Here is a 26,166-nt window from a genome sequence, read left to right on the forward strand (position 1 = left end):
CTCACCCGATCCTTGCTCTGCTGCCGAGAATGCCCTGCGGTCGGATCACCAGGATCACGATGAGGATCAGCAGGCCACCGATGTATTTCAGGTCCGGGCTGATCACCAGGGTCGACAGCTGGACGACGAGACCGACGATCACGCACCCGACCAGCGCGCCGTAGGCCGTGCCGAGTCCGCCGAGGGTGATGCCGGCGAACATCAGCAACAGCAGCTTGAAGCCCATCTCCCACTGCACGCGGCCGCCGAGTTCGGAGAGCCCGTAGAGCACACCGCCGAGCGCGGCGAGGGCGCCGCCGAGTCCCCAAACGAATCGCACGACCCGTTCGACGTCGATGCCCGACGAGGCGGCCAGATCCCGGTTGTCCGCGACCGCGCGCATCGCCTTGCCGATCCGGGTTCGCTGCAACAGCAGCGCCACCCCGACGAGGACCACGAGGCTGATGACGATGCACGCGAGGTTGACCGGGGTGATCGCCAGGGGACCCCATTCGAGCTCCCGTTGCCCCTGGTAGTCGGCGAACGCCTGGGTGCGATCGGAGAAGAAGATCAGGATGAGGTAGCGCAGCGCGATCGCGAGACCGATCGACACGACGAGCTGGGCGATCAGGCCGGTGTGCCGTCGGCGCAGCGGCGCCCAGATCAGTCCGTTGTTGAGTAGGCCGATGACGATACCGACGAGCACCGCCAGGATCGTCGCCGGGATGAGCTGGATGCCGAAGCTGACGTTGAACACCCACGCGGCGACGGCGCCGAGCGTCACCAACTCGCCGTGGGCGAAGTTCGTCAGGCCGGTGGTCCCGAAGATCAGGCTCAGGCCGACGCCGGCGATCGCGATGATCAGGCCGAAACGCAGACCGTCGACGACGGTGCGCAGCAGCTTCTCTCCGCTGTCGACGCCGGTGCCCGACCGGGCCTCGCCGAAGGAGAAGATCACCACATTGGACCGCCCGGCGACCACAGCGCGTTCCACCGTGGACTGCACGCTGACCCCCTCCGGCAGGGTCTCGGTGTCCACCTCGAAGGTGTAGGTGCCCGGCGGCAGGGTCAGCTCCCAGCGGCCGCCCTCCCCGGAAGTGGTCTCCGCGACCGGGTTTCCGGAGGCGTCCAGTGCCCGCACCGTGACCCCGGGGAGTCGTTCGCCCGCGTTGTTGAGGCTGCCCCCGACGGGCACGCCGGAGGCCGGTTCGTCGGCCGGTGTCGTCGGGGTGGGTTCGGGCGGTGCTGTCGGTTCCTGCGCGACCGCGCTGCCGATGCCCGGGAGGACCGCGGCCAGGGTGAGCAGGAGCAACAACAGCATCCGGGCGAGCCGTCGTGGTGACGGCGGCGATCCTCGTCCGGGTCTGACGAATCGGGCCACTCGGGTCCTCCCGCGCGTGGGTGGTGGTCGAGCACGGCGCCGGGGTACCGGCGCCGTGGAACCGGACTCTAGCGGCTGTGATCGCCTCGCACGGGGCTCTGGGATTTCCGCGTCGTTTCGGTTGGGTTTCGTCGTGTGCCAATCGAATACGGGACGCGGTTGCGTGTGTCAGGAGCGAACGAGGCGGGCGATCGCGTCGGAGGCCTCCTTGATCTTGATTTCGCCTTCGTCGCCGCCCTGGCGGGCCGCGTCGAGGACGCAGTGCTTGAGGTGGTCGTCGAGCAGGCCCAGTGCCACGCCCTCGAGTGCCTTGGTCAGCGCGGAGATCTGAGTGAGGATGTCGATGCAGTACTGCTCCTCGTCGACCATCCTGTGGATGCCACGGACCTGGCCCTCGATCCGCTTGAGTCGGGCGAGGTACCGACTCTTGTCTCCCATGTACCCGTGGCCGGTGTGGCAGGTCTCGGTCTGCGTGGCCGGATCGTGTGCGTCGCTCATGTCCGTCATTCTATACCCCTAGGGGGTATTTCGGCAGGTGGTGGGGAGTTTTCGACGGTGATCCGGGCGCGCGACGCGATCGCCGCACAGGCTGTCGGGCCGGGTCCCTAGACTGGCTCCTGTGACTCGTGCATCCACCTCGCCTGCTCCCGCCGCCACGAAGGGCGACGACCGTCCCACCCTGCTCCTGCTGGACGGCCACTCCCTGGCCTTCCGCGCCTTCTACGCGCTGCCGGCGGAGAACTTCAAGACGCAGAGCGGCCTGACCACGAACGCGGTGTACGGCTTCACGTCCATGCTCATCAACCTGCTGCGCGACGAACAGCCCACCCACGTGGCGGCCGCGTTCGACGTCAACCGGCAGACCTTCCGCGCCGAGATGTACCCCGAGTACAAGGCGCAGCGCAGTTCCGCCCCGGACGAGTTCAAGGGCCAGATCGAGATCACGAAGGACGTGCTCGACGCGCTCGGGATCTGTGTGATGGCCGAGGGGGGCTTCGAGGCCGACGACATCATCGCGACCCTGGCCACCCAGGCCACCGCCCTCGGCTACCGCGTGCTCGTGGTCACCGGCGACCGGGATTCGCTGCAGCTCGTCAACGACGACGTCACCGTGCTCTACCCGAAGCGGGGAGTGTCGGACCTGACCCGGTTCACGCCCGAGGCCGTCGAGGAGAAGTACGGACTGACCCCGCAGCAGTACCCCGACTTCGCGGCGCTGCGCGGCGACCCGAGCGACAACCTGCCCGGCATCCCCGGCGTGGGCGAGAAGACGGCCGCCAAGTGGATCCGCGAGTTCGGCGGCCTGACGAACCTGGTGGATCGCGTCGACGAGGTGCGCGGCAAGACCGGCGACGCCCTGCGCACCAACCTCAACAACGTGCTCATGAACCGGCGCCTGACCGAAATGGTGCGCGACGTGCCGCTGCCGTACACGCCGGAGCAGCTCGCGCTGTCGCCGTGGGACCGCGACCGCATCCACCGCCTGTTCGACGATCTCGAATTCAAGGTGCTGCGCGACCGGTTGTTCGCGACCCTCGCCTCCGCCGAACCCGAAGCCGAGGAGGGCTTCGAGGTGCGCGGCGGCGCGCTCGAGCCGGGCGCCCTCGCCGGCTGGCTCGCCGAGCACGCGGTCGCCGGGGTGCGGCACGGGCTGTCCGTCGTCGGTCTCGGGACCCCCTACGGCGGTGATGCGACGGCCCTCGCGATCGCCGCGGCCGACGGCGAGGGCGCCTACGTATCCACCGCGACCCTCACCCCCGAGGACGACGCCGCGCTCGCCGCCTGGCTCGCCGACCCCGACACCCCGAAGGCGCTGCACGAGGCCAAGTCGGCGATGCACGCGCTGCGCGGACGCGGCTGGACCCTTGCGGGCGTCACCAGCGACACGGCGCTCGCTGCCTACCTCGTGCGCCCCGGCCAGCGCAGTTTCAACCTCGACGACCTGTCGCTGCGCTACCTCAAGCGTGAACTGCGCGTCGAGGAGAGCGGCGAGCAGCAGCTGTCGCTGCTCGACGACGGGGATGCCGTGGAGGCCAAGGCCGCCGAGAACGCGATCCTGCGGGCCCGGGCCGTGGTCGACCTCGCCGAAGCACTGGACAGCGAACTGCAGGACATCGAGTCGACCGCGCTGCTCGCCGACATGGAGCTGCCCCTGCTCGCGGTGCTTGCCGACCTCGAGGCCGCGGGCATCGCCGTGAACGCCGAGCACCTGCACGATCTGCAGTCCGGGTTCGCCGCCGACGTCGCTGCCGCCGCGAACGCCGCGTACGAGGTGATCGGCAAGCAGATCAACCTCGGCTCGCCGAAGCAGCTGCAGGTGGTGTTGTTCGACGAGCTCGACATGCCGAAGACGAAGAAGACGAAGACCGGCTACACCACCGACGCCGACGCTCTGCAGAACCTGTTCGACAAGACCGGGCATCCGTTCCTCGAGCACCTGCTGGCGCACCGCGAGGCCACCAGGATGAAGACCACCGTCGACGGGCTCATCAAGTCGATCGCCGACGACGGCCGCATCCACACGACGTTCAATCAGACCGTCGCGGCGACCGGCCGGCTGTCGTCGACCGATCCGAACCTGCAGAACATCCCGGTCCGCACGGACGCCGGACGGCAGATCCGCGACGGCTTCGTCGTCGGTTCCGGCTACGACCTGCTGCTGACCGCGGACTACAGCCAGATCGAGATGCGGATCATGGCGCACCTGTCCGGCGACGAGGGGCTGATCGAGGCGTTCAACACCGGCGAGGACCTGCACAGCTTCGTCGGCTCCCGCGCGTTCGGTGTGCCGATCGAGGAGGTCACGCCCGAACTGCGCCGCCGCGTCAAGGCGATGTCGTACGGCCTGGCCTACGGGCTCAGCGCGTACGGCCTCGCGCAGCAGCTCAAGATTTCGACCGACGAGGCGAAGGAGCAGATGGAGGCGTACTTCACCCGCTTCGGCGGGGTGCGCGACTACCTGCACAACGTCGTCGAGGACGCCCGGAAGGTCGGGTACACCTCGACGCTGTACGGCCGCCGCCGCTACCTGCCCGATCTGACCAGCGACAACCGTCAGCGCCGCGAGGTCGCCGAACGCGCCGCGCTCAACGCCCCGATCCAGGGCACGGCCGCCGACATCATCAAGGTGGCGATGATCGACGTGCACAAGGCGCTGCACGAGGCGGGGTTGCGCTCGCGGATGCTGCTGCAGGTCCACGACGAACTCGTGCTCGAGGTGACCGCGGACGAGCGCGAGCAGGTCGAGGCGCTGGTGCGCGAGAAGATGGACTCGGCTATCACGCTGTCGGTTCCGCTCGAGGTGTCCGTCGGCTACGGACGCAGCTGGGACGCCGCCGCGCACTAGCGCGGATCATGTACCGAACGCCGCCGACCCGCCGTCACGGTCGGCGGCGTTCTTGCTGGATGGATACCTGTACGGGTCTGCGGCGTCGGCTCATCGATCGCGAACGCCGACTCGGTAGCCCCACACCGCGATGCCCATTCCGGCGGCCGCCAGCAGGTCGGCTTCGGTGAGTCCGTGATGCGCCGTCACCGAGTAGAGCACCCGTCCTTCGAGGGGGCCGTTGAGCAGAATCCACAGCACCGATGTCACCGCCGCGGACAGGATCGACTGGAGGTGTGGACGCGCCAGGCACCACGTGGACGCAGCGACGAGCAAGAACAAGGCCGCGAGAGAGTAGAAGGTCGCGTGCTGCACCGCGCTCCCTCCGTTCGAACCACCGGGTCCGTCCACTGTACGGCGACGAGTGCCGGGGTTCCGAAAGGTCGGGGAGCGGGTATGCGCCCGGTATGAACACACGAACCACCACCGCTCTCGTGTCCGGTGCGTGCCTCGCAGTGTTGTTCGCCGCCGGATGCGGCAACGACGAGGGAACCACGGTCGAATCGGCCCCCGCGACCACCGAGCGCATGGACACCACGACCCTTCCGAACCCGGCCCCGGGTATGAGTGGGGACGCCTTCGGGCTGCCCGACGATCCGGAGGCCGATGCCTTCACCTACGACGAATCGGCGGTGCCCGTCGGTTCGCGAGTCGACGTCGAAACCGAGGAGGAGGACGGACGCACCACCGTCACCCTGTCCGCCACCGGTCTGGCACCCAACCGGGATTTCGGTGTCCACGTGCACACCCGGCCGTGCGGACCGCAGCCCTCGGATTCGGGCCCGCACTACCAGAACACCCCCGATCCGGCCGCGACACCCGAGTCGCCGTCGACCGATCCCGCCTACGCGAACCCGCAGAACGAGGTGTGGCTCGACATCACCACCGACGCCAACGGCGACGCGCAGGCCTCGAGCACCGTCGACTGGACGTTCCGCGACGACGGAGCCAACTCGGTCGTGATCCACGCACAGCACACCATGACGGCGCCGGGCGAAGCCGGTAACGCCGGTGATCGGCTGGCGTGCATCGACGAGGACTTCTGACCTTCGGTCGAGCCGACGTCACAAGTCCTCGTCATCAGCCGGGGATCCGGTGCCTCATGTGACGTTGACGAGCAGTTCGTACTCGTTCGCGGTTGCGTGCCGGCTCGGCCGCAGCCGCATCGAGACCGGCCACGTACCGGTCTTCTTGGCGCGGAGCGTCATGATCCGCTCGGCGCCGGCGCCGGGCAGCGGGTTGTTCGACGGCAGATACCGCAGATTGGTCCACACGAGACCGTCCCCGATGCGGTCGGTGAACCAGGTGGACCCCGACGACGACCGTTCCATCAGGTGCAATTCGACGATGTCGCCCGCGGCGACGGTCACGTCGCGAGCGTCCGAGGTGACGACATGTTTCATGAAGTCATTGTAGTTGCGAACGTGACCGCCATCACTGTGTTGTGAATCGGCACATCACACGGTGGATGCCGTCGACGAACGGTCCGCTCCGGCCGGAGCGCTGCCGCTGCGCGGACCCACGGTGAACGTGGCGGCCACGCACACGAATGCGACGACGAAGCACGCAATGGTGTACCAGAGGTTGCCGACCGGATCACCGTTCTCGGTGACGCCGTCGACCGCCCCGAAGAAGGCGGGCAGGGCGGTGACCCACAGTAGTGCCATCACCCCGAGGTACACGAGGCTGTAGACCTGCACGAACCGGTTGGTATGGCGTTCCACGGAGGCGTCGGCGGCGCGCAGATCCCGCCACCGCCGCCCGAGTGCGATGACCGCGACCACCGACACGACCACCAGTTCCGCCAGATATACCGCGCCGCGGACGGTATCGCTGCCGATGCCCAGCACGGTGGCCGGCAGCGGCAGCACGAACGTGCCGACCGATGCGAGCAGACCGATCACCACTGTGCGCCACGTCAGTTCCACCCCGGTGAAGTGCCGGCCCGCGTCGACGTGGCGGCCGACGAAGAACTGCACGCACAGGGCCAGCGACATCGGCCACAGCGCCGCGAACACCACGACGCTCGGGATGGGCACCGAGTCGAGGAACGGCTGGTTGATCGGATTCTCGAGCGACCACTCCCACCACCGCAGCTGCGGGCCGAGATGATCGAAGATCTCGTAGAACGCATGGTGCACGAAGCCGACGCAGGCGGCGCCGACCAGCACCCCGTAGCGGGTGAACACCCCGAGCATCCGGACGATCTCGAAGGCGAGCGTCGCCATCAGCGGATAGATCGCGACGATGTACAGCGGCAACCGGCCCCACATGAAGTCCACCGTGAACACGTTGTGCGCGAACATCGTGTCGACGTGTTCCTCGATGCCGAACGCGGCCGGGAAGTACAGCGGCGGTTCGATGAAGAACAGGTAGGCGGTCGCGCCGAACCACAGCACCAGATTCGTCGGATCACCCTGGCGCCGCAGCCGCAGGATGGCGAACACCAGCGCGAGGACGGCACCAACGACGATCGTGACCTCGAGGACCGGCAGCGTCCAGTTCTCCAGTGCGGTGGGGCTGCGGAACTCGACGAGCCCGCCGGCCTCCTCGCACGAGAAGCCGAGCCGGACGGCGAGATCCTCGAAGGTGGGGGAGCAGAGGTCCGACATCAGTTGGCCCCCTGGGCCTTTGCGTCTGCGGTGTACCACTGGGTGACGTCGTAGCCGGCGTCGAAGCGGTCGAACCACACGCCGGCCAGCGCCGGCAGCTTCTCGTGCGCGGGGTTGTGTTTGGGCATCTGGCTGCGCACCACTCCCACGAGCGCGGTGAGCTGCTCACCGAGCGGCAGGTGATCGAACGCGCGGGTCATCGGTCCGTTGTATTCGGCGGTCAGGGTCGGGATCAGCCTGCGCAAGGCCTGCTTGCGGCGGTACCGCGCGAACATCGCCATCGCGTCGATCTGCCGGTCCTCGAGTGGAACGTGCTTGTTGAACCCCTCGCTCGCGATCTCGATGACCTCGAGCACGTGCCGGAACACCGACGGCGCCACGCGCATCCGGTACAGATCGCTGCCGACGATCGCGTCGAAGATGATCAGCGCGGAACTGCGGTGTTCGACCTCCTCGACGAAGTGCCAGATGAACAGCGATGCGACGCGGTCGTCACCGGGGGCGAACAGGGTCGCGTCGTTGTCGAGCATCAGCTTGAACACCGGGGTGAAGGTGGCCTCGAGGTCGGCGGTGTAGGCCAGTCGGTAGTTGAGCGACGTCTCGGCGGTGAGCTTGTCGAACGCGCCGATGACGTCGTCGAGGGTCTCCTGCAGCCCCGGGTACCGCTCGATCAGGGCCTTGACGTGCTGGCGGTGCGCGGTCGAGTGCTGGCCCTCCTGGCGCATGAACGCGTCCGCCTCGGAGGCGACCTCGGGGTCGGTGATCAGCGGTTTCGCCTCGGTGATCATCTGCACGATCATCTTCTCGAAGCCGACCGCGAGGAACGAGACCGCGTTGGCCATGCTCGAGAACGCCGGGTTCTCCGCGTTCCACAGGAACGGCACGTCGTGGTCCTCGAACCCGAAACGCATCTTGCGGACTTGAAGGTCGGTCACTTGCGATACCTCGTCTTTCGAGAAGCGGAGTCGTTCGGAAGTGGTGCTGGGGTGCGGGCTCGTGCGGACACGACGAGACGCGGTGATCCAGATCATACATTCGATCGAGAGTTTGTATGATCTGTTTCGCGGGTTTCGTGACCCGGATCCGGGGGCGGTCCGTGCTACCTTCGACACTCCGTCCGCGGGGTGGGCGCACGCTCCCCGGAGCACGCCGATCCCCGGACTCGCTCGACCGAGGAAGCAGTCAGTGGCAGGTAGGCGTGGGTGGGGTGGAAGTCCCCCGGCTAGCGACGAGGAAGCAGCCGAACGGATCGTCGCCGCCGCCGTCGACCTGATCGGACGCACCGGAGCAGCCATCAGCATCGCCGACGTCGCCGAAGCGCTCGGCGTCATCCGCCAGACCGTCTACCGCTATTTCCCCAGCGCCGACGCGCTCATGCAGGCCGCCGCGATCGCCTCGGTCGCCGGATTCCTCGACCGCCTAACCGCACAGGTCCGCGGGATCGAGGACCCGGCCGAAGCGATGACCGAAGGCGTGCTCTACACCCTCGCCGAGGTCCGGCGCACACCGCACCTGGGCCTGCTGCTGTCCAGTTCGTACTCGAACGCCGACCCCGACCGCATCACCTCCGAGGAGGCCCAGCTGTTCGGGATGACGATGATCCGGCGCTTCGACGTCGACTGGGAGAGCTACGGATACGACGACGCGTCGCTGCACGAACTCGTCGAGTACCTGCTGCGCACGATGCAGTCGTTCTTCGTCTCACCCGGGCACCCGCCGCGCAGCGACGACGAGATGCGCCGCTACCTGCGCCGCTGGGTCGGGTCCGCGATCCTGGCCCAGCCCCGTCCCGCCGAATCCTGACCGCGGACCGCGTCGCCGGACGGGTCGGTCGAATCCGTCTCGATGTCCGGCGGAACCCGGCACGCTGGTCGGTGTCGAGAACGCGACCCCGGCTCCGTCCCAGGGGTACGAACGGCCGACACGGGCCGTGTGACCGAGGAGGGCCAACCATGAAGTACCTGCTGCTCAAGCACTACCGAGGCGGACCGGACCCCGTCAGCGACTCGGTGCCGATGGACCGGTGGACGCCCGAGGAGGTCGACGCTCACATCCAGTACATGCGCGATTTCGCGGCCCGGCTGGAGGAATCCGGAGAGTTCGTCGACGCGCAGGCCCTGGCGCCCGAGGGCACCTTCGTGCGCTACGACGGCGAGGGACGCCCGCCCGTGACCGACGGTCCGTTCGCCGAGACGAAGGACCTGATCGCCGGGTGGATGATCATCGACGTCGACTCCCACGAACGCGCGTACGAGCTGGCCGCGGAACTGTCGGCCGCGCCAGGTCGCGGCGGCGAACCGCTCCACGAGTGGCTCGAGGTGCGGCCGTTCCTCACCGAGCAGCCGACGGCGACGGAGTGAACGAGGCCCTGCTGCGGGAACTGGTGCCCGCGGTGATCGGCGTCCTCGTCCGGCGCGGAGCAGACTTCGCGTCGGCCGAGGACGCCGTGCAGGAAGCGCTGATCCGGGCGCTGGAAACCTGGCCGGACGACCCGCCGCGCGACCCGAAGGGATGGCTGGTCACCGCCGCGTGGCGCAAGTTCCTCGACGCGGCCCGCGCAGAATCGTCGCGGCGGGGCAGGGAAGTGGCGGTCGACGCCGAGCCACCCACGGGCCCGGTCCCCGCCACCGACGACACGCTGCACCTGTACTTCCTGTGCGCGCACCCCACCCTGGCGCCCGCGTCGGCGGTCGCGCTGACGTTGCGTGCGGTCGGGGGCCTGACGACCCGGCAGATCGCCGCGGCCTGTCTCGTTCCCGAAGCGACTATGGCGCAACGGATCAGCCGGGCCAAACGGAAGCTTGCGGGACTGCCGCTCGACCGGCCCGGCGATCTCGCGACCGTGCTGCGGGTGCTCTACCTCGTCTTCAACGAGGGCTACGGCGGCGACGTCGACCTGGCGGCCGAAGCGATCCGGTTGACCCGCCAACTCGTCGTCCTCACCGACGAACCCGAGGTCGCGGGACTGCTCGCGCTGATGCTGCTGCACCACGCGCGTCGCGCGTCGCGCACCGGTCCGGGAGGTCGCCTGGTGCCGCTCGCCGAACAGGACCGCTCGCGGTGGGACACCGCGCTGATCGCCGAAGGGGTGACGATCCTGCAGCGCGCGCTGGTCCGCGACCGCCTCGGCGAATATCAGGCGCAGGCCGCGATCGCCGCCCTGCACGCCGACGCTCCCAGCGCCGCCGAGACGGACTGGGTGCAGATCGTCGAGTGGTACGACGAGCTGCTGCACCTCACCGGCAGCCCTGTCGTGCGGCTCAACCGGGCCGTCGCGGTGGGGGAGGCGGACGGACCGCAGGCGGGGCTGGCCGCGCTCGCCGAGGTCGATCCCGGCCTGCCGCGGTACACCGCAGCGGCCGCGTACCTGCACGAACGCGCCGGTGACCTGGCCGTCGCCGCCGAGCTGTATGCCGAGGCCGCGCGGGTCGCGCCCAGTGTGCCGGAGCGCGATCACCTCACCCGCGAGGCCGCGCGGGTGCGGCAACTGCTGCGCCCGTAACCGGAAGCGAAAGACCCGCCGACGAAAAGACAGCCGCGCGCGTGAGGACGCGCGCGGCTGTCTTTCGCCTGGGCGAACTGCCGTCAGGCCTCGGGGGTCTGCGCCTTGATCTGCCGACGCACCTCGTCCATATCGAGGGCCTTGACCTGGGTCACCAGCTCCTCGAGCATGGCCGGGGGCAGGGCACCGGCCTGGCTGAAGACGCGCACACCGTCGCGGAACGCCATGATCGTCGGGATCGAGCGGATGTCCCACTGCGCGGCGATCATCTGCTCGGCCTCGGTGTCGACCTTCGCGTGCACGACGTCGGGGTGCTTCTCGGACGATGCCTCGAACGTCGGCGCGAACTGCCGGCACGGACCGCACCATGAGGCCCAGAAGTCGACGAGGACGACGCCGTCGCCGCCGACGATCTCGTCGAAGTTCTGCTGCGTGAGGGACTGGGTAGCCACGGTGTTCCTTTCGATCGGATGCTCCGGCCGCTTCAACACCCGGGCACGCTCGATTCTTCCCGATGCCGTCCGGCGCCGTTCAGGAGACCGGCACCGGTTCCGTCCGGAACGTGCGCCGGTAGGCCTGCGGGGTGGTGTGCCGTGCCCGCAGGAAATGCTGCCGCAGCACCGCGGCGGTGCCGAATCCGACGCGGTCGGCGATCACGTCGACCGGCAGGTCGGTGTTCTCGAGCAGTTGCTGGGCGGCGTGCACCCGCTGGTCGCGCAGCCACCGCGCCGGGGTGGTGCCGGTCTCGGCGGTGAACCGGCGGGCGAACGTGCGCGCCGACATGTGGGCCTTCTCCGCGAGGACCGCGACCGGCAACTCCCGGTCCAGATTCTCGGTCATCCAATCGAGAAGCGGGGCAAGGGTTTCGGACTTGCATTCGGGCAACGGCATCGCGACGTACTGGGCCTGCCCGCCGTCGCGGTGCGGCGGCACCACCATGCGCCGCGCGATCGTGTTCGCGACGTGGGCGCCCTGTTCGCTGCGGACGATGTGCAGGCACAGGTCGATCCCGGCGGCGGTACCGGCGCTGGTGAGCACCGCGCCGTCGTCGACGTAGAGCACGTCGGGATCGACCTTCGCCGCCGGATACATCTCGGCCAGCCGCGCGGCGTGCTTCCAGTGCGTGGTGCAGGGCCGTCCGTCGAGCAGACCGGCGGCGGCCAGGGTGAAGGCGCCGGTGCACATGCTGGCCACGCGTGCGCCGCGCTCGACCGCGGCCCGCAACTTCTCGAACAGCGGTTCCAGGTCGCAGGTGTCGTCGTCGGGGCCGCACACGTAGCTCTGGTCCTGCGGCGTCGCCACGCCGGTGCCGCCGGCGGGCACGATGATCAGGTCCGCGGAGTCGAGGAGGTCCAGGTCGTACGGGACGTCGATGGTGTAGCCGAACCGCGTGGTGACCGGCAGCGGTGTGCCCCGGATCAGCGTGAAATCGTAGGTGGGCAGGCCGTCGTCCGACCGGTCGAATCCGAACACCTCGCACGCGACGCCGAGTTCGAACGCCTCGATACGGGGGAGCAGCGGCACCACCACGGTCTTCAACATGTCTGCCAGTGTGCCACCGGATTGGCAGAAAAACGAGCAAAACTGTCATATCTGCCACTGTCGGTGAAAGGCGGTGCGGCGCACGCTGGATCGCATGACCGCCCTGTTAGTCTTCGCCCTCGTCCTCGTCGTCCTGACGGCGCTGTCCCTGGCCGATCTGACTCCCGATACCCACAGGGAGACAACCCAATTCGGCGACTACCGGTTCTGAGCCATGGCACGGTCACACCACGCGCCACTCGCGCTTCGCCTGACCGTCCCACCGCCGGATCCCCGCCGATGTCCCGTCCAGTTCGTTTCTCGCCGCATGCGTCGCGACGATCGCCGCGCCGATCCGGCCGGCAGGCACCCGCCGCGCCAGCGTCACGTGCGGCGTCCACTCGCCGGGCCGGATGTGCGGCGGGATCCCCGGGCACTGCTCGAGCAGCGCGAACACCTCGCGGTGCAGGGTGAGCAGTTCGACCGTCGGCACCACCAGCCGCGCCAGCGTCGCGTGCCGGTCACCGAAGACCACGATCCCGCCGAGCCGCAACTCGATCGGCGACCCGTCGATCCGTTCCCGCATCTGCCCCTCGATCCCGGGCGGGATCGACGCCGCGACCGCGAGCGTGATGTGCGGCCGGTTGGTCTCGGTGCGCACGCGCGCGGCACTGCTGATCCCGGCGCCGAGCAGCCGATCCCACTCGGCCCGCACCGCATCGTCGAGCCGATCGTCGAGCAGCAGTTCCACGGACTGCACCATGGTGCGCAATCATTACGCGGTGACCGACTCCACCGCAACGACCGACCCGTTCACCTCCTCCGGCCACCGCATCGGCCTGCTCGTCGGTGACGGCATCGGCCACGAGATCGTGCCCGCCACCCAGCGGGTTGTCGACGCTGCGGTCGCCGCGGCCGGTGGACCGGCGATCGACTGGGTGCCGCTGCCCATCGGCGCGGACGCGATCGCCACCCACGGCACCCCGCTCCCGCAGTCCACGCTCGACGCGCTCGCCGATCTCGACGCGTGGATCCTCGGCCCGCACGACAACGCGTCCTATCCCGAACCGTTCCGCAGCGAACTCACCCCCGGCGGCCGCATCCGCAAACAGTTCGACCTGTACGCGAACATCCGGCCCGCGAAGGCGCTGCCCGGTGTGCGCGCGGTCGTACCGAACATGGACCTGGTCATCGTGCGCGAGAACACCGAGGGCCTGTACGCCGACCGGAACATGGCGGTCGGCTCGGGCGAGTTCATGCCGACCCCCGACGTCGCGCTGGCCGTCGGGGTGTTCACCCGCGCCGCGTGCGAACGGATCGCGCACATCGCGTTCGGGCTCGCCGCGCGCCGCCGCCGGCGCGTGACGATCGTGCACAAGGCGAACGTGCTCTCCATGACCACCGGGCTGTTCCGCGACGTGTGCCGCGACGTCGGCGCGCAGTATCCCGGCATCGCGGTCGACGACGAGCACGTCGACGCCATGGCCGCGCACCTGGTGCGGCACGGCGGCGACTACGACGTCGTCGTCACCGAGAACATGTTCGGTGACATCCTCTCCGACCTCGCCGGGGAACTCGCCGGCTCGCTCGGCACCGCCGGGTCGATCAACGCGTCCGCGACGAAGGCGATGGCGCAGGCCGCGCACGGCGCCGCCCCCGACATCGCGGGCCGCAACCGCGCCAACCCGACGGCCCTGTTCCTATCGGCGGCGATGCTGCTCGATCGCATCGCCACCACCGGTGACCTCCCGTATCTGCAGCGCGCGGCGCACCGCATCGAGCACGCCGTCGAGGAGACCATCGCCTCCGGTGTCGCGACCGCCGATCTGGGCGGGCAGGCCTCGACCGCGGAGTTCACCGAGATCGTGCTCGCCCGCACCCGCCTGCGGTGAGGGGCACACGGGCGGCGAGGTGCATGTCGGGGCGCGCATTCCGGGACACCCGGCCACCGTCCGGTTACTGTTCGATTGTGGACGAACCCGCCGGATCGGAACCTGCCGCCCGCCGACGTCGGCGACGTGCCCCGGCGTGGATTCTCGCGCTCGCGCTGGTGCTCGCGGTCGCGACCGGATGCGTGAGCAACACCGAAGCGACGGTGCCGCCCGGTGACCCGATCCGCGCCGAGAAGGTCGACGAGATCGCGGCACAGCTGCCCGAGTCGATCGCGGCCGCAGGACAGATCAAGGTCGGATCGAACCCGCCGTACGCCCCCAACGAGTTCAAGGACGACGACGGCAACATCGTCGGGTACGCGGTGGAACTGCTCGACGCGATCGGCGACGTCCTCGGCGTCACGATGAACATCAGCGAGTCGGACTTCGACCGGATCATCCCGGCGGTGCAGTCCGGCACGTTCGACATGGGGTCGTCGTCGTTCACCGACACCAAGGAACGCGAGAAGTCCGTCGACTTCGTCACCTACTTCAGCGCTGGCGTGCAGTGGGCGCAGCGCGTCGGCGACGACGTGGACCCGAACAACGCGTGCGGCCTGCGTGTCGCGGTGCAGACGACCACCACCGAGGACATCGACGAGATCCCGGCCAAGAGCGAGGCGTGCGTCGCCGCGGGCAAACCCCCCATCGACAAGGTCAAGTACGACAGCCAGGACGAGGCCACCAACGCGCTCATCCTCGGCCGCGTCGACGCACTGTCCGCGGACTCGCCCGTCACCGCGTACGCGATCGAACGCAGCGAGGGCCGGCTCGAACCGGCCGGGGAAGTGTTCGACGCCGCCCCGTACGGGTTCGTCGTCGCCAAGGACTCCCCGCTGGGGCCGGTCCTGCAGCAGGCCGTGCAGGAACTGATCGACTCCGGTGTGTACGCGCAGATCGCGGAGCGGTGGGGCATGGAAGACGGAATGATCGACACCGCGCAGATCAACGCTGCGCCGAGCTGACGGAAGGGGTCCGATGAGCGAGCAGGCGAGCTCCGTGAGCGGCCCGCAGGCCGGGACCGAACCGGCGCCGATCGAGGCGGTGCCGCTGCGCCGGCCCGGACGGTGGATCGCAGGTGTCGTCGTCGCCGTACTCGTGGCGCTGTTCCTGTGGGGCGCGGCCACCAACGAGGCGTACCGCTGGGACATCTACGCGCAGTATCTGTTCGATCGGCGGATCACCGCGGCGGCGTGGAAGACGATTCAGCTCACCGTGCTCGCGATGATCCTCGCGGTTCTGCTCGGGATCGTGCTCGCCGTCATGCGACTGTCCCCGAACCCGGTGCTGCGGACCGTCTCCTGGGTGTACCTGTGGATCTTCCGCGGCACCCCGGTGTACGTGCAGTTGGTGTTCTGGGGCCTGTTCCCGGCCATCTACAAGCAGCTCGACCTGGGCATCCCGTTCGTGCACCAGTTCGTGCACATCGACCTGCAGGGCATCAACGCCGCGTTCCTGTTCGCGGTCATCGGCCTCGGCCTGAACGAGGCCGCCTACATGGCCGAGATCATCCGCGCCGGAATCGGTTCCGTCCCGGAAGGCCAGACCGAGGCATCGACCGCCCTGGGCATGTCGTGGTCCCAGACCATGCGCCGCACGATCCTGCCGCAGGCGATGCGGGTGATCATTCCGCCCACCGGCAACGAGCTCATCAGCATGCTCAAGACCACCTCGCTGGTCGCCGCCGTGCCGTACACGCTGGAGCTCTACGGCCGGGCGCGCGACATCTCGGGCGCCAACTTCCAGCCCATCCCGCTGCTCCTCGTCGCCGCCACCTGGTACCTCGCGATCACCAGCGTGCTCATGGTCGGCCAGTACTTCCTCGAACGGCACTACTCGAAGGGCCTGAGCCGCCGACTCACCGCCCGCCAGCTGCAGGCCCTCGCCGACGCGCAGGGCAAACCGTTGCCGCCCGGTCACGGGGGCGGCGGCATCGCACCCGGAGGTGACGCACAGTGACGCCCATGGTCCAGGCCGATCGGGTCTGCAAGAACTTCGGCGCGGTCCAGGTGCTCAAGGGCATCTCGCTCCAGGTCGAGCGCGGGAACGTGACGTGTCTGATCGGTCCGTCGGGTTCCGGGAAATCCACGTTCCTGCGGTGCATCAACCACCTCGAGCGGGTCGACGCCGGACGCCTGTACGTCGACGGCACCCTGGTCGGCTACGCCGAGCGCGGCGGCAAACTGCACGAGCTGCACCCGCGGGAGGCGGCCAAGCAGCGCCGCGACATCGGCATGGTGTTCCAGCACTTCAACCTGTTCCCGCACCGGACCGCACTGGCCAACGTCGTCGAGGCGCCGGTCCTGGTGAAGAAGAAGCGCCGCAGCGAAGCCACCGAACGGGCCCGCGAACTGCTCGACCGTGTCGGTCTCGCCGACAAGGCCGACGCCTATCCGGCCCAGTTGTCCGGCGGTCAGCAGCAGCGGGTCGCGATCGCACGGGCATTGGCGATGGAACCGAAACTGATGCTGTTCGACGAACCGACCTCGGCGTTGGACCCCGAACTGGTGGGGGAGGTGCTGTCGGTGATGAAGGACCTCGCCAAGGGCGGCATGACCATGATCGTGGTCACCCACGAGATGGGTTTCGCGCGGGAGGTCGCCGACCAGCTGGTGTTCATGGACCGCGGTGTCGTCGTCGAAGCCGGGGATCCGCGTGCGCTGCTGGCCAACCCGCAGCACGAGCGCACCAAGACGTTCCTGTCGAATCTGTTGTAACCCCGGGCCGTACACGGTTCGAGCTCGACGAAGGCCCCCACCCCCCGGGGGCCTTCGTGCTGTGCGGCTGCGGAGCTCAGGCCTTGCGCGCACGCACCTTGCGGTACGGCGTCTCGTCGATGCGGGTGGTGATCTCGGCGACCATTTTGTCGTACGACTCGTTCTTGCGGGCGATGCCGATCAGGCGCTTGGTGGTGCGCGCGGCGGCGCGCAGGTTCATCGGGCGCCCCTCGATGCCGTACATCAGGCGCGCCCACTCCGGCAGGATCGACAGCATGCCGTCCTGCACGACGACGAACGTGAACACCTTCACCGGGTTGCCCCGCAGGCTCGGCTTGCGGAGGGCGTGCGTCACCTCGGCGGCCGCGAGGGACAGTGACAGCCAGTGGCGCTGCTCGTCGACGTAGGCCTCGAGGTCGGCGCGGGTCGCGGGCAGGCGGGCAGGGTCTGCGCCGACGAGTTCCGCGGCGATGTGCTGCTCGACGACGAACGCGTCCTGCTCGGCCGGGGTCAACTCGAGGCCGAAGGCCTCCGCACCGCGCAGCAGCGCGAACGCGAGGGCGTTGTGGGTCCAGTCGATCCACGCGGGCTCGTCGGCGCGCAACGTGGTGCCGGTGTGCGGGTCGTCCCAGACCGCGTGCGCGTGCATGCGTCGCACCGACGCGGCGGCGGCATCCGCGTGGGCCTTGTCGCCGAACATGACCGTGTCGAGATAGCGGCCGGTGCGTTCGTCTCGGCCCTTCGGATCGGCGTACGCGGCCGACGCGTGCTCGAACAGCCGCATCATGCCGGGGTTGAGCGCCTGCAGCAGGAGGCCCGCCATGCCGGCGACGCGGGAAGACGGGTCGGCGTAGACCTTCCACGAGACGGAACCGGGGCCGAAGTAGCCGTCGTCTTCTCGGGGGGCGTTCTGGGAGGGGCGCGGGGTGGTTGTGGTCACGGGTGGGTGGCTCCTTCTCAGCACCGGGGGCATGTGCATGTGTGATCCATGCGAATGCTATGGCCCTGTGCCGCATCACACCCGCCGCGACGCGCGCGCCACGCCGCTCACGTCTGCCGGATGCTCGAAGTGCCTGTGCGCCACGCCGCGAGCGATCAGCCGAACGCGGCCTTGATGTCGGTCTTGAGGACCTTGCCGACCTTCGAGCGCGGCAGATCCGGCCACACCTCGATCTGCTTGGGGGCCTTCACCGATCCGATGCGTTCCTTGACGAACGCGGTGAGCTCGGCCGGGTCGACGCTGCGTCCGGGCTGCGGCTGGACCACCGCGACGACGCGTTCGCCCCACTTGTCGTCCGGCAGGCCGATGACCGCGCAGTCCTGGACCGCGTCGTGCGCGAGGATCGCCTGCTCGACCTCCGTGGAGTACACGTTGAATCCGCCGGTGATGATCATGTCCTTCGCGCGGTCGACGATGAACAGCAGCCCCGACTCGTCGAGATAGCCGATGTCGCCGGTGTGGTGCCACCCGAACCGGCTCGCCTCCGCGGTGGCCTCGGGATTCTTGTAGTAGCCGGACATCACGAGCGACGAGCGGATGACGATCTCCCCGCGTTCCCCGGTCGGGAGCAACGTCCCGTCCTTGTCCATGACCGCGACGGTCACGAGGGGAGTCGGCCGTCCGGCTGAGCTGAGGACCTCGGTGGCGATCGACCCGTCGGGTCGGCGGTGTTCGTCCGGCGGCAGCACCGAGATCATCATCGGCGCCTCGGTCTGCCCGAACAACTGTGCCATCGGCCCGATCCGGTCCAAAGCCTCGGCGAGCCGGGTCGGGCTCATCGGGGCCGCGCCGTACCAGAAACACATCAGACTCGACAGGTCCGTGGCGTCCAGGTCCGGATGCGCGAGGACCATGTAGATCAAGGTCGGCGGCAGGAACGTGTGCGTGACCCGGTGCTCGGGAATCAGCCGCAGGAACTGCCCGACGTCGGGGGTGCGCATGATGACGATCTCGCCGCCGGACGCGAGCACCGGGAAACACAGCACGCCGGCGGCGTGGGTGAGCGGCGCCAGCGCGAGATACACCGGACGGTCCCCGCGGGACGGGAACGGATAGCTCATGAGCGTGAGCGCCGTCATCGTCTCGAGATTGGTGCCGGTCAGTTGCACTCCCTTGGGGCGCCCGGTCGTGCCGCCGGTGCCGACGATCATCGCGAGGTCGTCCGGCGGCGCGGCGTCCTGGACGGCGCCCTCGAGCGCGTCGGCGCGGAACGATTCCCAGCTCAGCGCGTCGGGACCGGGGTCGCCGTCGAGTTGCACCCAGGTGTGGATCGCCGGCAGATCCGGGCGGATGCGGTCCACGAGGTCGCGGTACGCCGACGCGTACAGCAGCACCTCGCAGTCGAAGCGGTCGAGGATCTCCCGGTTCTCGGCGGCCTCGTTGCGCGGGTTGATCGGGCACCACACCGCGCCGGCTCGGCTGATGCCGAACACGCACGCGAACGCGAGCGGATCGTTGCCGGACAGCACGGCGACCTTGCTGCCGCTGCGCACACCGTGCGTCACGAGCGCACAGGCCACGTCGTTCGCGAGGGTTTGCACCGTCGCGTACGTCCACGTGTCGCCGTCGGTCGTGAAGCACGGCCGGTCCGGTCCGACGGACGCGCCCTTGTCGAGGTAGTCGACGATCCGCATCGTCAATCCTGAACGGTCAGAACAGGTTTCGAGACCAGTCCGAAACTCCGTAGGATTCCGAGCAGTTCGTGATGGCCGAATGCCTGGCACCCGCTGGCGAATCCGACCCGCTTCGGGGGCTGCTGGAGCAGCCAATGGGCCGCGAACGCCTGGAGCAGACCGGTCTGCTGGTAGTTGCTGTTGCCGTGGATCACGCAGTGCGCGCGGCCCAGCGGGCCCGACGCGTGCACCGAGTCGAGTGACTTGTTGACGCGGGGATTCTCGCGCGGCGGCATGACGTTCATGACCTGCCGGGCCGTGGCGGTCAGCGCGGCGTCCCGGTCCTCGGGCGTCATGTCCTTGGTCGCCTCGAGCGCCTGCGCGACGATCTGCGGAACCCCGTGCATCAGAGCCGCATTGAACACGCCGCCCTGCGCCTTGACGTTCGCGACGCGCGGGTCGCGGCGGAACCAGACCGGGTGCGACGTGCCACCCCACGGCAGCGACTGCGCGAGTTCGTGCTGACCGGGCACGACGAGGGGGACGAGTCCCTGTCCGGGATCGAACGGGACGTACTCGTTCTGCTCGAGGTAATGCGCCGCGGACGTCGCGGCGTTGACCAGGATCGTGCGGGTCGAGGCGATGGTCGGGCTGCCACCCCAGAACACGGCGATGTCGAGGGTGTCGAGACCCGGTGTCTCCAGACACAATTGGGCCGCGATCTCACCGGTGGTGTACATCTGCGCGATCCCGGGGGCGAGGAGCAGGCCGGCGTCGGCGAATTTCGCGCCGTACTGTTCGTCGCATGTGATGAGCCAGTCCTGCTCGCCCGTGGTGTCGGTGTAGTGCGTGCCCGCGGCCAGGCAGGCCTGCACCACCTCGGGGCCGAGATCGGAGAACGGCCCGACGGTGTTGAGGACGACGTCGGCATCCTCGAACAGCGAGGTCAACGCCTCGACGGTGTGCTCGACCTGCACCACCTCGAAGTCGGCGGTCTCGATGCCGGGCACGTGCGTGCGCATCGAGTCGTCGACCTTCGCCTTGTCGCGGCCGGCCGCGACGAACGGAATGCGGAACTGGCGCAGGAACTCGCAGACGAGGCGGCCGGTGTATCCGGAGGCGCCGTAGACGACGACGCGGCGGGCGGCGTGTGCCGGGTTCGGTGTGCTCATGGGTCCGCTCCTCACATTCCCATGCCGCCGTCGACCGGGAGGCCGACACCGTTGACGAATCGTGCTGCGTCCGAGGCGAGGAACACCACGGTGTCCGCGATGTCCTCGACGGTGCCCAGACGCCCGGACGGGGTCAGGTCCACGACGGCCGCGACCGCCTCCTCGGGTGAACCGAAGAGCCCTAGGGTGGCCATGTCGTTCGCGAGTCCGGCACCCATCGCGGTGGGGACGAGGCCGGGGTAGACGCAGTTGACGCGGACGCCGTAGCCGAGTTTGCCGCTCTCCATCGCGGCGACGCGGGTCAGCCGGTCGACGGCGGACTTGGTGGCCGAGTAGACCGCGATGCCCGGGAACGCGATCGTCGCGGCGACCGACGCGATGTTGACGATGCAGCCGCCGTTGCCCGCGGCGCCGCCGGGCCGCATCGCCCGCAGTCCGTGCTTGAGGCCGAGGGTGGTGCCGAGGATGTTGATGTCGAGCATGCGGCGGACGGCGTCGACGTCGACGTCGGTGACCAGGCTCGTGATCTCGATGCCGGCGTTGTTCACCAGCACGTCGAGGCCCCCGGCGAGCTGCACGGTCTCCGAGATCGCTCGCTCCCACTCGCTTTCCCGGGTCACATCGAGATGGACGAATCCGTGCTTCCGGCCGCCGTCGGAGGGCAGGGCCGCGGCGACGTCCGCACCGCTGTCCTGGATGTCGGCGACGACGACGCTCGCACCGGCCGCCGCGAGCGCCTTGGCCATTCCTTCACCGAGGCCCTGGGCCCCACCGGTGACCAGTGCACGGCGCCCGGTCAGATCGAACACGCTCATGGAGATCTCCTGTGTGGTCTGCGGGTCGTACGGACGGAGCAGGGGGAGATGGGCCGGTGCGTGGACCGGCTCGCTGCGGCTGGCAGCCGATGAATGTGGCGTACATCACATCGTGGCCGAATGCTTGACGACTGTCAAGAACAATTCGGACGAGTGGCCCGAGAATTCTTGTCGACTGTCAAGTTCATTGGCTGTCAACTAGACTGGCGAGCAATGAACCCCCTGGCGACGCCTGCCGGTCGGTCGATTCGCAGTCGGCAGGACAAGTACGACGAACGCCGTGTGCAGCTGGCCGAATCGGCCCTGGCGACACTCGGCGAACTCGGCTACGCCCGCACCTCCCTACGGGAGATCGCGCAGAATTCGCCGTTCTCGCACGGCGTCGTCCACTACTACTTCAAGGACAAGACCGACCTGATCCTGCACTGCGTCCGCTACTACAAGGCGCGATGCATGACCCGATACGACGAGGTCGTCGCCACCGCGCGGACCGCGGAGGAACTGCGCCGCGGTTTCGCCGACAAGCTCGCCGAGACCCTGCGCACCGAGGCGCCGATGCACCGGCTCTGGTACGACCTGCGCAACCAGTCGATGTTCGATCCGGCGCTGCGCGAGGACGTCGCGGCGATCGACGGGGGACTGTGCGACATGATCGATCGGGTCCTGACCCGCTACGCCGAATTATCCGGTGCCGCACTGCGATACGACCGAAATACCGCCTACGCAATGCTCGACGGGGTATTCTTCGCTGCGCTGCTCGAGCACGTCGTCGAGCGCGACGCGCTCGCTGCCGGAGAGGGTGACGCCGAGGTTTCGGCGACGTCGGCGTCGGATCGGCTGGGGGGCAAGGTGTTCGGACTCATGCCCGATCTTGTCGCCTGACCCCTGGGTGCAGGGGATTCACTCCGCCGGTCGTTCGCCTGCCTCCTCGGATACGTTCGGAGACAGAGAGATTCGCGGACCGGGATCGAGTAGCTCCGCGAGATGCCGGCCCGGGGCGGACGCATCGATCTGGGCGACCTGCATCGCGCACGAGAAGCCGTCGGTGACCACCCCGGTGTTGTCGCCGGCCGCACGCAGAGCAGGCGCGAGGGAATGCTCGGCAACCTTCATGCTGATGTCGTGATGCTGCTTCTCGAACCCGAAATTGCCCGCCACGCCGCAGCATCCGGTTGCGTCGCGGACGTCGTCGACACCCGCTGCGGTCAGGACCCGGCGGTGGCTTCCGGCCCCGAACACGGAGTACTCGTGGCAGTGTGTCTGCAGCACCATCTCGTTCGGCAACGGGTGCGCCGGTTCGGGTGTCCAGCCGTTGTGAACCAGCGTGTCCATGTACGAAGCGAAGCTGCGGACCCGCGCGGCGACGCGGCGCGCAGCGTCGGTGGGCACCAGCTCGGGCAGGTCCTTGCGCAGGGCGGCCGCGCAACTCGGCTCGACGACGACGATCGGCCGGTCGGTGCCGTCGTCGAGCTTCCGGGCGGCGTCGCCGAGTTTCTTCTTCGCGGTGTCGAGCTGACCGGTGGAGATCCAGGTCAGTCCGCAGCATGCGTCCGCGGAGCAGCTCACCTGCTGGTCCGCCGAGGCGAGCACGCGGGCTGCGGCGCCCGCGACCTCCGGGCGTAGCCCGCGGGTGAAGGTGTCGAGAAAAAGCACCACGGGCGTCGAGCCGGGCCGGCCTCGTAGCGCGTCACCCACGGCCTTCTTCCAGGCCCGGCGGGAGGCGAAGGGCGGAAGCGCTCGGTCGGGGGACACCCCACCGAGCGCGGCGGCCGACTTCGCGAGAGGAGTGCGCAATATCGTGTTGACCAGCGGTGCTGCCAAACCGGTGAGCTCGAGCCAGCGCGGTAGCCAGCCCAGAGAGTAGTGCGACAGGGGTCGCCGCTTGCCGTCGTAGTAGTGCGAGAAGAACTCGGACTTGTACGTGGCCATGTCGACACCGGCCGGGCAGTCACTCGAGCAGGCCTTGCACGCCAGACACAGATCGAGCGCCTCCCGCACCTCCTCGGACTTCCACCCTTCCTCGACCGTGCGGGCGCCGCGCACCATCTCTTGCAGCACCCGGGCCCGGCCGCGGGTCGAGTCCTTCTCGTCCTGGGTGGCGCGGTAGCTCGGACACATGACGCCACCGGCGTCGGACCGGCATCGGCCGACTCCGATGCAGCCTTGGACAGCGTGCACCCACGGGTCGGGCATGTGCTGCGGCCGGGCACTGTCGGGGCGGACGGCCTCGATCGGGTGCAGGTCGAAGTGGGTGCGCCAGGTGCGCTCGGGAACGCCCGCCAACGCGAGATTGGAATCGATCCGATCCGGTTCGGTCAGCGATCCCGGGTTCAGGAGCCCTTCCGGGTCCCAGATCGATCGAAAATCGCTGAACGCCTTGATCATCCGCGGCGAGTACATCAGCGGTAGCAGCTCCGATCGGGCACGGCCGTCGCCGTGTTCTCCGGACAGCGACCCACCGTGCCGGACCACCAGGCGTGCGGCCTCGTGGGTGAACGCGCGGAAGACTTCCCTGCCTTCTTCGGTGCGCAGGTCGTAGGTGATGCGGATGTGCATGCAGCCTGCACCGAAGTGCCCGTACATCACTCCTTGCAGACCGTGTTTGTCGAGCAATGCCCGGAAGTCTTGGAGGTAGTCGGCGAGGTTCTCCGGTGCGACGGCGGAGTCTTCCCAGCCGGGCCAGGATTCGCCGCCGGACGCGAGGCGGGAGGACAGCCCGGCGCCGTCCTCACGCACCCGCCACAGTGATGCACGTTCGGTGGTGTCGGGCACCGTGCGGCCGTCGACGAGGCGGCCGTTTCGACGAAGCTCGCCGAGCAACGCGTCGGCTGCAGCGGCCACGGCGTCCGGGTCGTCACCGTCCAGATCGACGTAGAGCCAGGCGTTCCCCGCAGGAAGGCCGAGGACGGAGTTCTCGCCCCGGCGGAACCGCATGGTCTCGACGATCGCCGCGTCGACGCCCTCGATGGCGGCGGGGGAGTATTCGAGGATGGTTTCGATGTCACGGGCCGCGTCGACGACGTCGTTGTAGCCGAGGCAGACCAGCAGCGCACTGGACGGGCGGGGGACGAGCTTGACTCGGGCACCGACGATCACGGCGCAGGTTCCCTCGGATCCGACGAGAGCACGGGCGACGTCGAACCGCTTCTCCGGCAACAGGTTGGCCAGGTGATAGCCCGAGACCTGTCGCGGGATTCTCCCGAGTTCGGTGCGGAACTCGAGCAGGTGCTGCAAGGCCAGTGCGGTGAGCTCGGCGTTGAGCTGTTCCGCGCGAGCGGCAGCGTCTGCATCGTCGGGCTCGGTGGCGCGCAGGCCGCGCTCGGCGGCGGTGAGCCGGAATCCGTCGGCGGTGACGATGTCGATCTCGTGGACGTGATCGGACATGCGTCCGTAGCGCACGGAGTGGTTGCCACAGGCGTCGTTGCCCAGCGCCCCACCGACCGTGGCCCGGTTCTTCGAGGAGGGATCGGGCGCGAAGGTCATGCGACCCGAGGACGCCTTCTCGGTCGCCTGCGTGAGGGTCGCGAGCACGACACCCGGCTGGACATCGGCGACACCGGAGGTCTCGTCGATGTCGAGGATGCGGTTCATGTGCCGGGAGAAATCGAGGACGACACCGGGACCGACAGCGTTGCCCGCCATCGACGTCCCACCCCCTCGGCTGACGAGGGGAATCCCGGTGTCGCCGCAGACGGCCACCACTGCCGCGACGTCATCCGCGGACCGGGGAAAGACCACGGCCAACGGCTGCACCCGGTAGTTGGAGGCGTCGTAGGAGTACTCGGCCAGTCGGCGCGCGGAGGTATCGATCGGCACGCCGCGCGAGTGGAGCCGGTCGGCGAGGAGCCGAATCCGGACGTTCTCCTCGGCGGAGAGGGAACTCTGGTTCGGGCCTGTGGTGGAGTGATCGTCGGTCACGGTGTGCTCGATCGGGCGTGGACGGAGACTGCGCCGGTTACGGCTGCGACCGCGAACTCGACGCGTCGGAGTCCCGACTCGATCCCGTGGCCATGGCCGGTGATGGTGACGACGACGGGTGTCGCCTGCTCGAGTGCCGAGCTCAGGGAGGCCATGGTTTCTCTTCTCTCGTGGTTGTCACGCCGGTGACGGTCGCGGCTCGGCGCAGGGACAGATTCTGCCGGGTGGCGGCGTCGAGGACGGTGTGCCAGCCGTGGATTTTACGTGTCGCGAGGCGTGCGTTCACTTCGTCGGCGGGGCCCTGGTGCGCGGTCCCAGAAGGGCCTGGTGCGGATCGACGACAACGGCTACGTCGCCGGTCGTGTGTCCGACATGATCATCCGCAGGGGCAGCAACATTTCCCCCCCGAGGTCGAAATACGGGGGGTGTGCCGGCATCCGGTGCAGCGTTCGGTGAACGCGACTCGATTCCGCGTGCCGACGCGAGCGCGGGGTGTCGAGTCGTGCGTGGTTTCGGTAGCGGCTGCTGCCGAAACCGGGGGCATCGATCATGCGGACGCGGATGACTGCGCCGGGACGGTCCAGTGCCCAGGAATGGGTGTGGCCGGGGCGGGCGTAGGT

At 68.8% G+C, this 26,166-nt stretch carries 25 protein-coding genes; 10 read left to right on the plus strand and 15 right to left on the minus strand.

Going from position 1 to position 26,166, the window contains the following annotated elements; all coding sequences use genetic code 11:
• Window position 1: 1 nt before the first annotated feature.
• Entirely contained in the window at window positions 2-1,300 is a 1,299-nt protein-coding gene (locus ACWDUD_RS26435; protein ID WP_450111247.1) for an ABC transporter permease subunit, read from the minus strand.
• Window positions 1,301-1,528: 228 nt separating this feature from the next.
• A complete protein-coding gene (locus ACWDUD_RS26440; protein ID WP_450111248.1) occupies window positions 1,529-1,858 on the minus strand; it encodes a metal-sensitive transcriptional regulator in 330 nt (109 codons plus the stop codon).
• Window positions 1,859-1,979: 121 nt separating this feature from the next.
• Here ACWDUD_RS26440 and polA point away from each other — a divergent pair, with 121 nt between their 5' ends.
• Window positions 1,980-4,706, plus strand: a complete 2,727-nt coding sequence (gene polA / locus ACWDUD_RS26445; RefSeq protein WP_450111249.1) for a DNA polymerase I — start codon at window positions 1,980-1,982, stop codon at window positions 4,704-4,706.
• Between the two features lie 90 nt (window positions 4,707-4,796).
• Here the strand turns inward: polA and ACWDUD_RS26450 are convergent, their stop codons facing one another.
• Entirely contained in the window at window positions 4,797-5,060 is a 264-nt protein-coding gene (locus ACWDUD_RS26450) for a hypothetical protein (RefSeq protein ID WP_450111250.1), read from the minus strand.
• A gap of 92 nt (window positions 5,061-5,152) precedes the next feature.
• On the opposite strand from ACWDUD_RS26450, the gene ACWDUD_RS26455 reads away from it, so the two are divergent.
• Entirely contained in the window at window positions 5,153-5,791 is a 639-nt protein-coding gene (locus ACWDUD_RS26455) for a superoxide dismutase family protein (RefSeq protein ID WP_197253582.1), read from the plus strand.
• A 54-nt stretch (window positions 5,792-5,845) separates the two neighbouring features.
• Here ACWDUD_RS26455 and ACWDUD_RS26460 read toward each other — a convergent pair whose 3' ends face one another.
• From ACWDUD_RS26460 to ACWDUD_RS26470, 3 genes are read right to left on the minus strand one after another with little or no spacing between them, the layout of a single operon-like run.
• On the minus strand, window positions 5,846-6,148 hold the full coding sequence (locus tag ACWDUD_RS26460; protein ID WP_450111251.1) for a protease inhibitor I42 family protein: 303 nt from the start codon (window positions 6,146-6,148) through the stop codon (window positions 5,846-5,848).
• A 54-nt stretch (window positions 6,149-6,202) separates the two neighbouring features.
• Entirely contained in the window at window positions 6,203-7,357 is a 1,155-nt protein-coding gene (locus tag ACWDUD_RS26465; RefSeq protein WP_450111252.1) for a hypothetical protein, read from the minus strand.
• Window positions 7,357-8,292 (minus strand): metal-dependent hydrolase, encoded by a 936-nt coding sequence (locus tag ACWDUD_RS26470; protein WP_450111253.1) that lies wholly within the window; start codon window positions 8,290-8,292, stop codon window positions 7,357-7,359. Before ACWDUD_RS26470 ends, ACWDUD_RS26465 begins: the two co-directional genes overlap by 1 nt.
• A gap of 250 nt (window positions 8,293-8,542) precedes the next feature.
• Between ACWDUD_RS26470 and ACWDUD_RS26475 the strand changes: the two genes are divergently transcribed.
• From ACWDUD_RS26475 to ACWDUD_RS26485, 3 genes are all read left to right on the plus strand, one after another.
• On the plus strand, window positions 8,543-9,160 hold the full coding sequence (locus tag ACWDUD_RS26475) for a TetR/AcrR family transcriptional regulator (RefSeq protein WP_450111254.1): 618 nt from the start codon (window positions 8,543-8,545) through the stop codon (window positions 9,158-9,160).
• 149 nt (window positions 9,161-9,309) lie between these two features.
• Window positions 9,310-9,717 carry a YciI family protein gene (locus tag ACWDUD_RS26480; protein WP_450111255.1) on the plus strand — a complete coding sequence of 136 codons (408 nt, stop codon included), beginning with the start codon at window positions 9,310-9,312 and terminating at the stop codon, window positions 9,715-9,717.
• Window positions 9,714-10,859 carry an RNA polymerase sigma factor gene (locus ACWDUD_RS26485; protein ID WP_450111256.1) on the plus strand — a complete coding sequence of 382 codons (1,146 nt, stop codon included), beginning with the start codon at window positions 9,714-9,716 and terminating at the stop codon, window positions 10,857-10,859. Before ACWDUD_RS26480 ends, ACWDUD_RS26485 begins: the two co-directional genes overlap by 4 nt.
• Before the next feature lie 83 nt (window positions 10,860-10,942).
• Here the strand turns inward: ACWDUD_RS26485 and trxA are convergent, their stop codons facing one another.
• From trxA to ACWDUD_RS26500, 3 genes are all read right to left on the minus strand, one after another.
• Entirely contained in the window at window positions 10,943-11,311 is a 369-nt protein-coding gene (trxA, locus tag ACWDUD_RS26490; protein WP_197251239.1) for a thioredoxin, read from the minus strand.
• 79 nt (window positions 11,312-11,390) lie between these two features.
• A complete protein-coding gene (locus tag ACWDUD_RS26495) occupies window positions 11,391-12,401 on the minus strand; it encodes a GlxA family transcriptional regulator (RefSeq protein WP_248675983.1) in 1,011 nt (336 codons plus the stop codon).
• 223 nt (window positions 12,402-12,624) lie between these two features.
• The gene (locus ACWDUD_RS26500; RefSeq protein ID WP_197251240.1) at window positions 12,625-13,143 is read right to left on the minus strand and encodes a 2'-5' RNA ligase family protein; all 519 of its coding nucleotides are present in this window, start codon (window positions 13,141-13,143) and stop codon (window positions 12,625-12,627) included.
• On the opposite strand from ACWDUD_RS26500, the gene ACWDUD_RS26505 reads away from it, so the two are divergent.
• The 4 genes from ACWDUD_RS26505 to ACWDUD_RS26520 all read left to right on the plus strand — a co-directional run bounded on the left by ACWDUD_RS26505 (window position 13,142) and on the right by ACWDUD_RS26520 (window position 17,028).
• Window positions 13,142-14,272, plus strand: coding sequence for an isocitrate/isopropylmalate dehydrogenase family protein (locus ACWDUD_RS26505; RefSeq protein WP_450111257.1), 1,131 nt, complete (start codon window positions 13,142-13,144; stop codon window positions 14,270-14,272). The two genes, ACWDUD_RS26500 and ACWDUD_RS26505, sit on opposite strands and share 2 nt — an antisense overlap.
• Window positions 14,273-14,349: 77 nt before the next feature.
• Window positions 14,350-15,276: an ABC transporter substrate-binding protein gene (locus ACWDUD_RS26510; RefSeq protein WP_450111258.1), complete on the plus strand. Its 927-nt coding sequence runs from the start codon at window positions 14,350-14,352 to the stop codon at window positions 15,274-15,276.
• A gap of 13 nt (window positions 15,277-15,289) precedes the next feature.
• Window positions 15,290-16,270 (plus strand): amino acid ABC transporter permease, encoded by a 981-nt coding sequence (locus ACWDUD_RS26515; protein ID WP_197251242.1) that lies wholly within the window; start codon window positions 15,290-15,292, stop codon window positions 16,268-16,270.
• A complete protein-coding gene (locus tag ACWDUD_RS26520) occupies window positions 16,267-17,028 on the plus strand; it encodes an amino acid ABC transporter ATP-binding protein (protein ID WP_307846081.1) in 762 nt (253 codons plus the stop codon). Before ACWDUD_RS26515 ends, ACWDUD_RS26520 begins: the two co-directional genes overlap by 4 nt.
• A gap of 76 nt (window positions 17,029-17,104) precedes the next feature.
• Here the strand turns inward: ACWDUD_RS26520 and ACWDUD_RS26525 are convergent, their stop codons facing one another.
• The 4 genes from ACWDUD_RS26525 to ACWDUD_RS26540 all read right to left on the minus strand — a co-directional run bounded on the left by ACWDUD_RS26525 (window position 17,105) and on the right by ACWDUD_RS26540 (window position 21,628).
• Entirely contained in the window at window positions 17,105-17,968 is an 864-nt protein-coding gene (locus tag ACWDUD_RS26525; protein ID WP_450111259.1) for an oxygenase MpaB family protein, read from the minus strand.
• A 155-nt stretch (window positions 17,969-18,123) separates the two neighbouring features.
• Window positions 18,124-19,662, minus strand: a complete 1,539-nt coding sequence (locus ACWDUD_RS26530) for an acyl-CoA synthetase (RefSeq protein ID WP_248676218.1) — start codon at window positions 19,660-19,662, stop codon at window positions 18,124-18,126.
• A gap of 2 nt (window positions 19,663-19,664) precedes the next feature.
• Complete coding sequence (locus ACWDUD_RS26535; protein WP_197252567.1) at window positions 19,665-20,813, minus strand: DUF5938 domain-containing protein; 1,149 nt, start codon at window positions 20,811-20,813, stop codon at window positions 19,665-19,667.
• Between the two features lie 11 nt (window positions 20,814-20,824).
• Window positions 20,825-21,628 carry an SDR family NAD(P)-dependent oxidoreductase gene (locus tag ACWDUD_RS26540; RefSeq protein WP_450111260.1) on the minus strand — a complete coding sequence of 268 codons (804 nt, stop codon included), beginning with the start codon at window positions 21,626-21,628 and terminating at the stop codon, window positions 20,825-20,827.
• Between the two features lie 213 nt (window positions 21,629-21,841).
• On the opposite strand from ACWDUD_RS26540, the gene ACWDUD_RS26545 reads away from it, so the two are divergent.
• Entirely contained in the window at window positions 21,842-22,510 is a 669-nt protein-coding gene (locus ACWDUD_RS26545) for a TetR/AcrR family transcriptional regulator (protein WP_450111261.1), read from the plus strand.
• An 18-nt stretch (window positions 22,511-22,528) separates the two neighbouring features.
• On the opposite strand, the gene ACWDUD_RS26550 is transcribed toward ACWDUD_RS26545, so the two are convergent.
• Both ACWDUD_RS26550 and ACWDUD_RS26555 read right to left on the minus strand, forming a co-directional pair.
• The gene (locus ACWDUD_RS26550; protein WP_450111265.1) at window positions 22,529-25,480 is read right to left on the minus strand and encodes an FAD-binding and (Fe-S)-binding domain-containing protein; all 2,952 of its coding nucleotides are present in this window, start codon (window positions 25,478-25,480) and stop codon (window positions 22,529-22,531) included.
• 62 nt (window positions 25,481-25,542) lie between these two features.
• The gene (locus tag ACWDUD_RS26555; RefSeq protein WP_450111262.1) at window positions 25,543-25,701 is read right to left on the minus strand and encodes a hypothetical protein; all 159 of its coding nucleotides are present in this window, start codon (window positions 25,699-25,701) and stop codon (window positions 25,543-25,545) included.
• Between the last annotated feature and the right edge of the window lie 465 nt (window positions 25,702-26,166).

The sequence above is a fragment of the Rhodococcus sp. NPDC003382 genome, assembly GCF_053589135.1.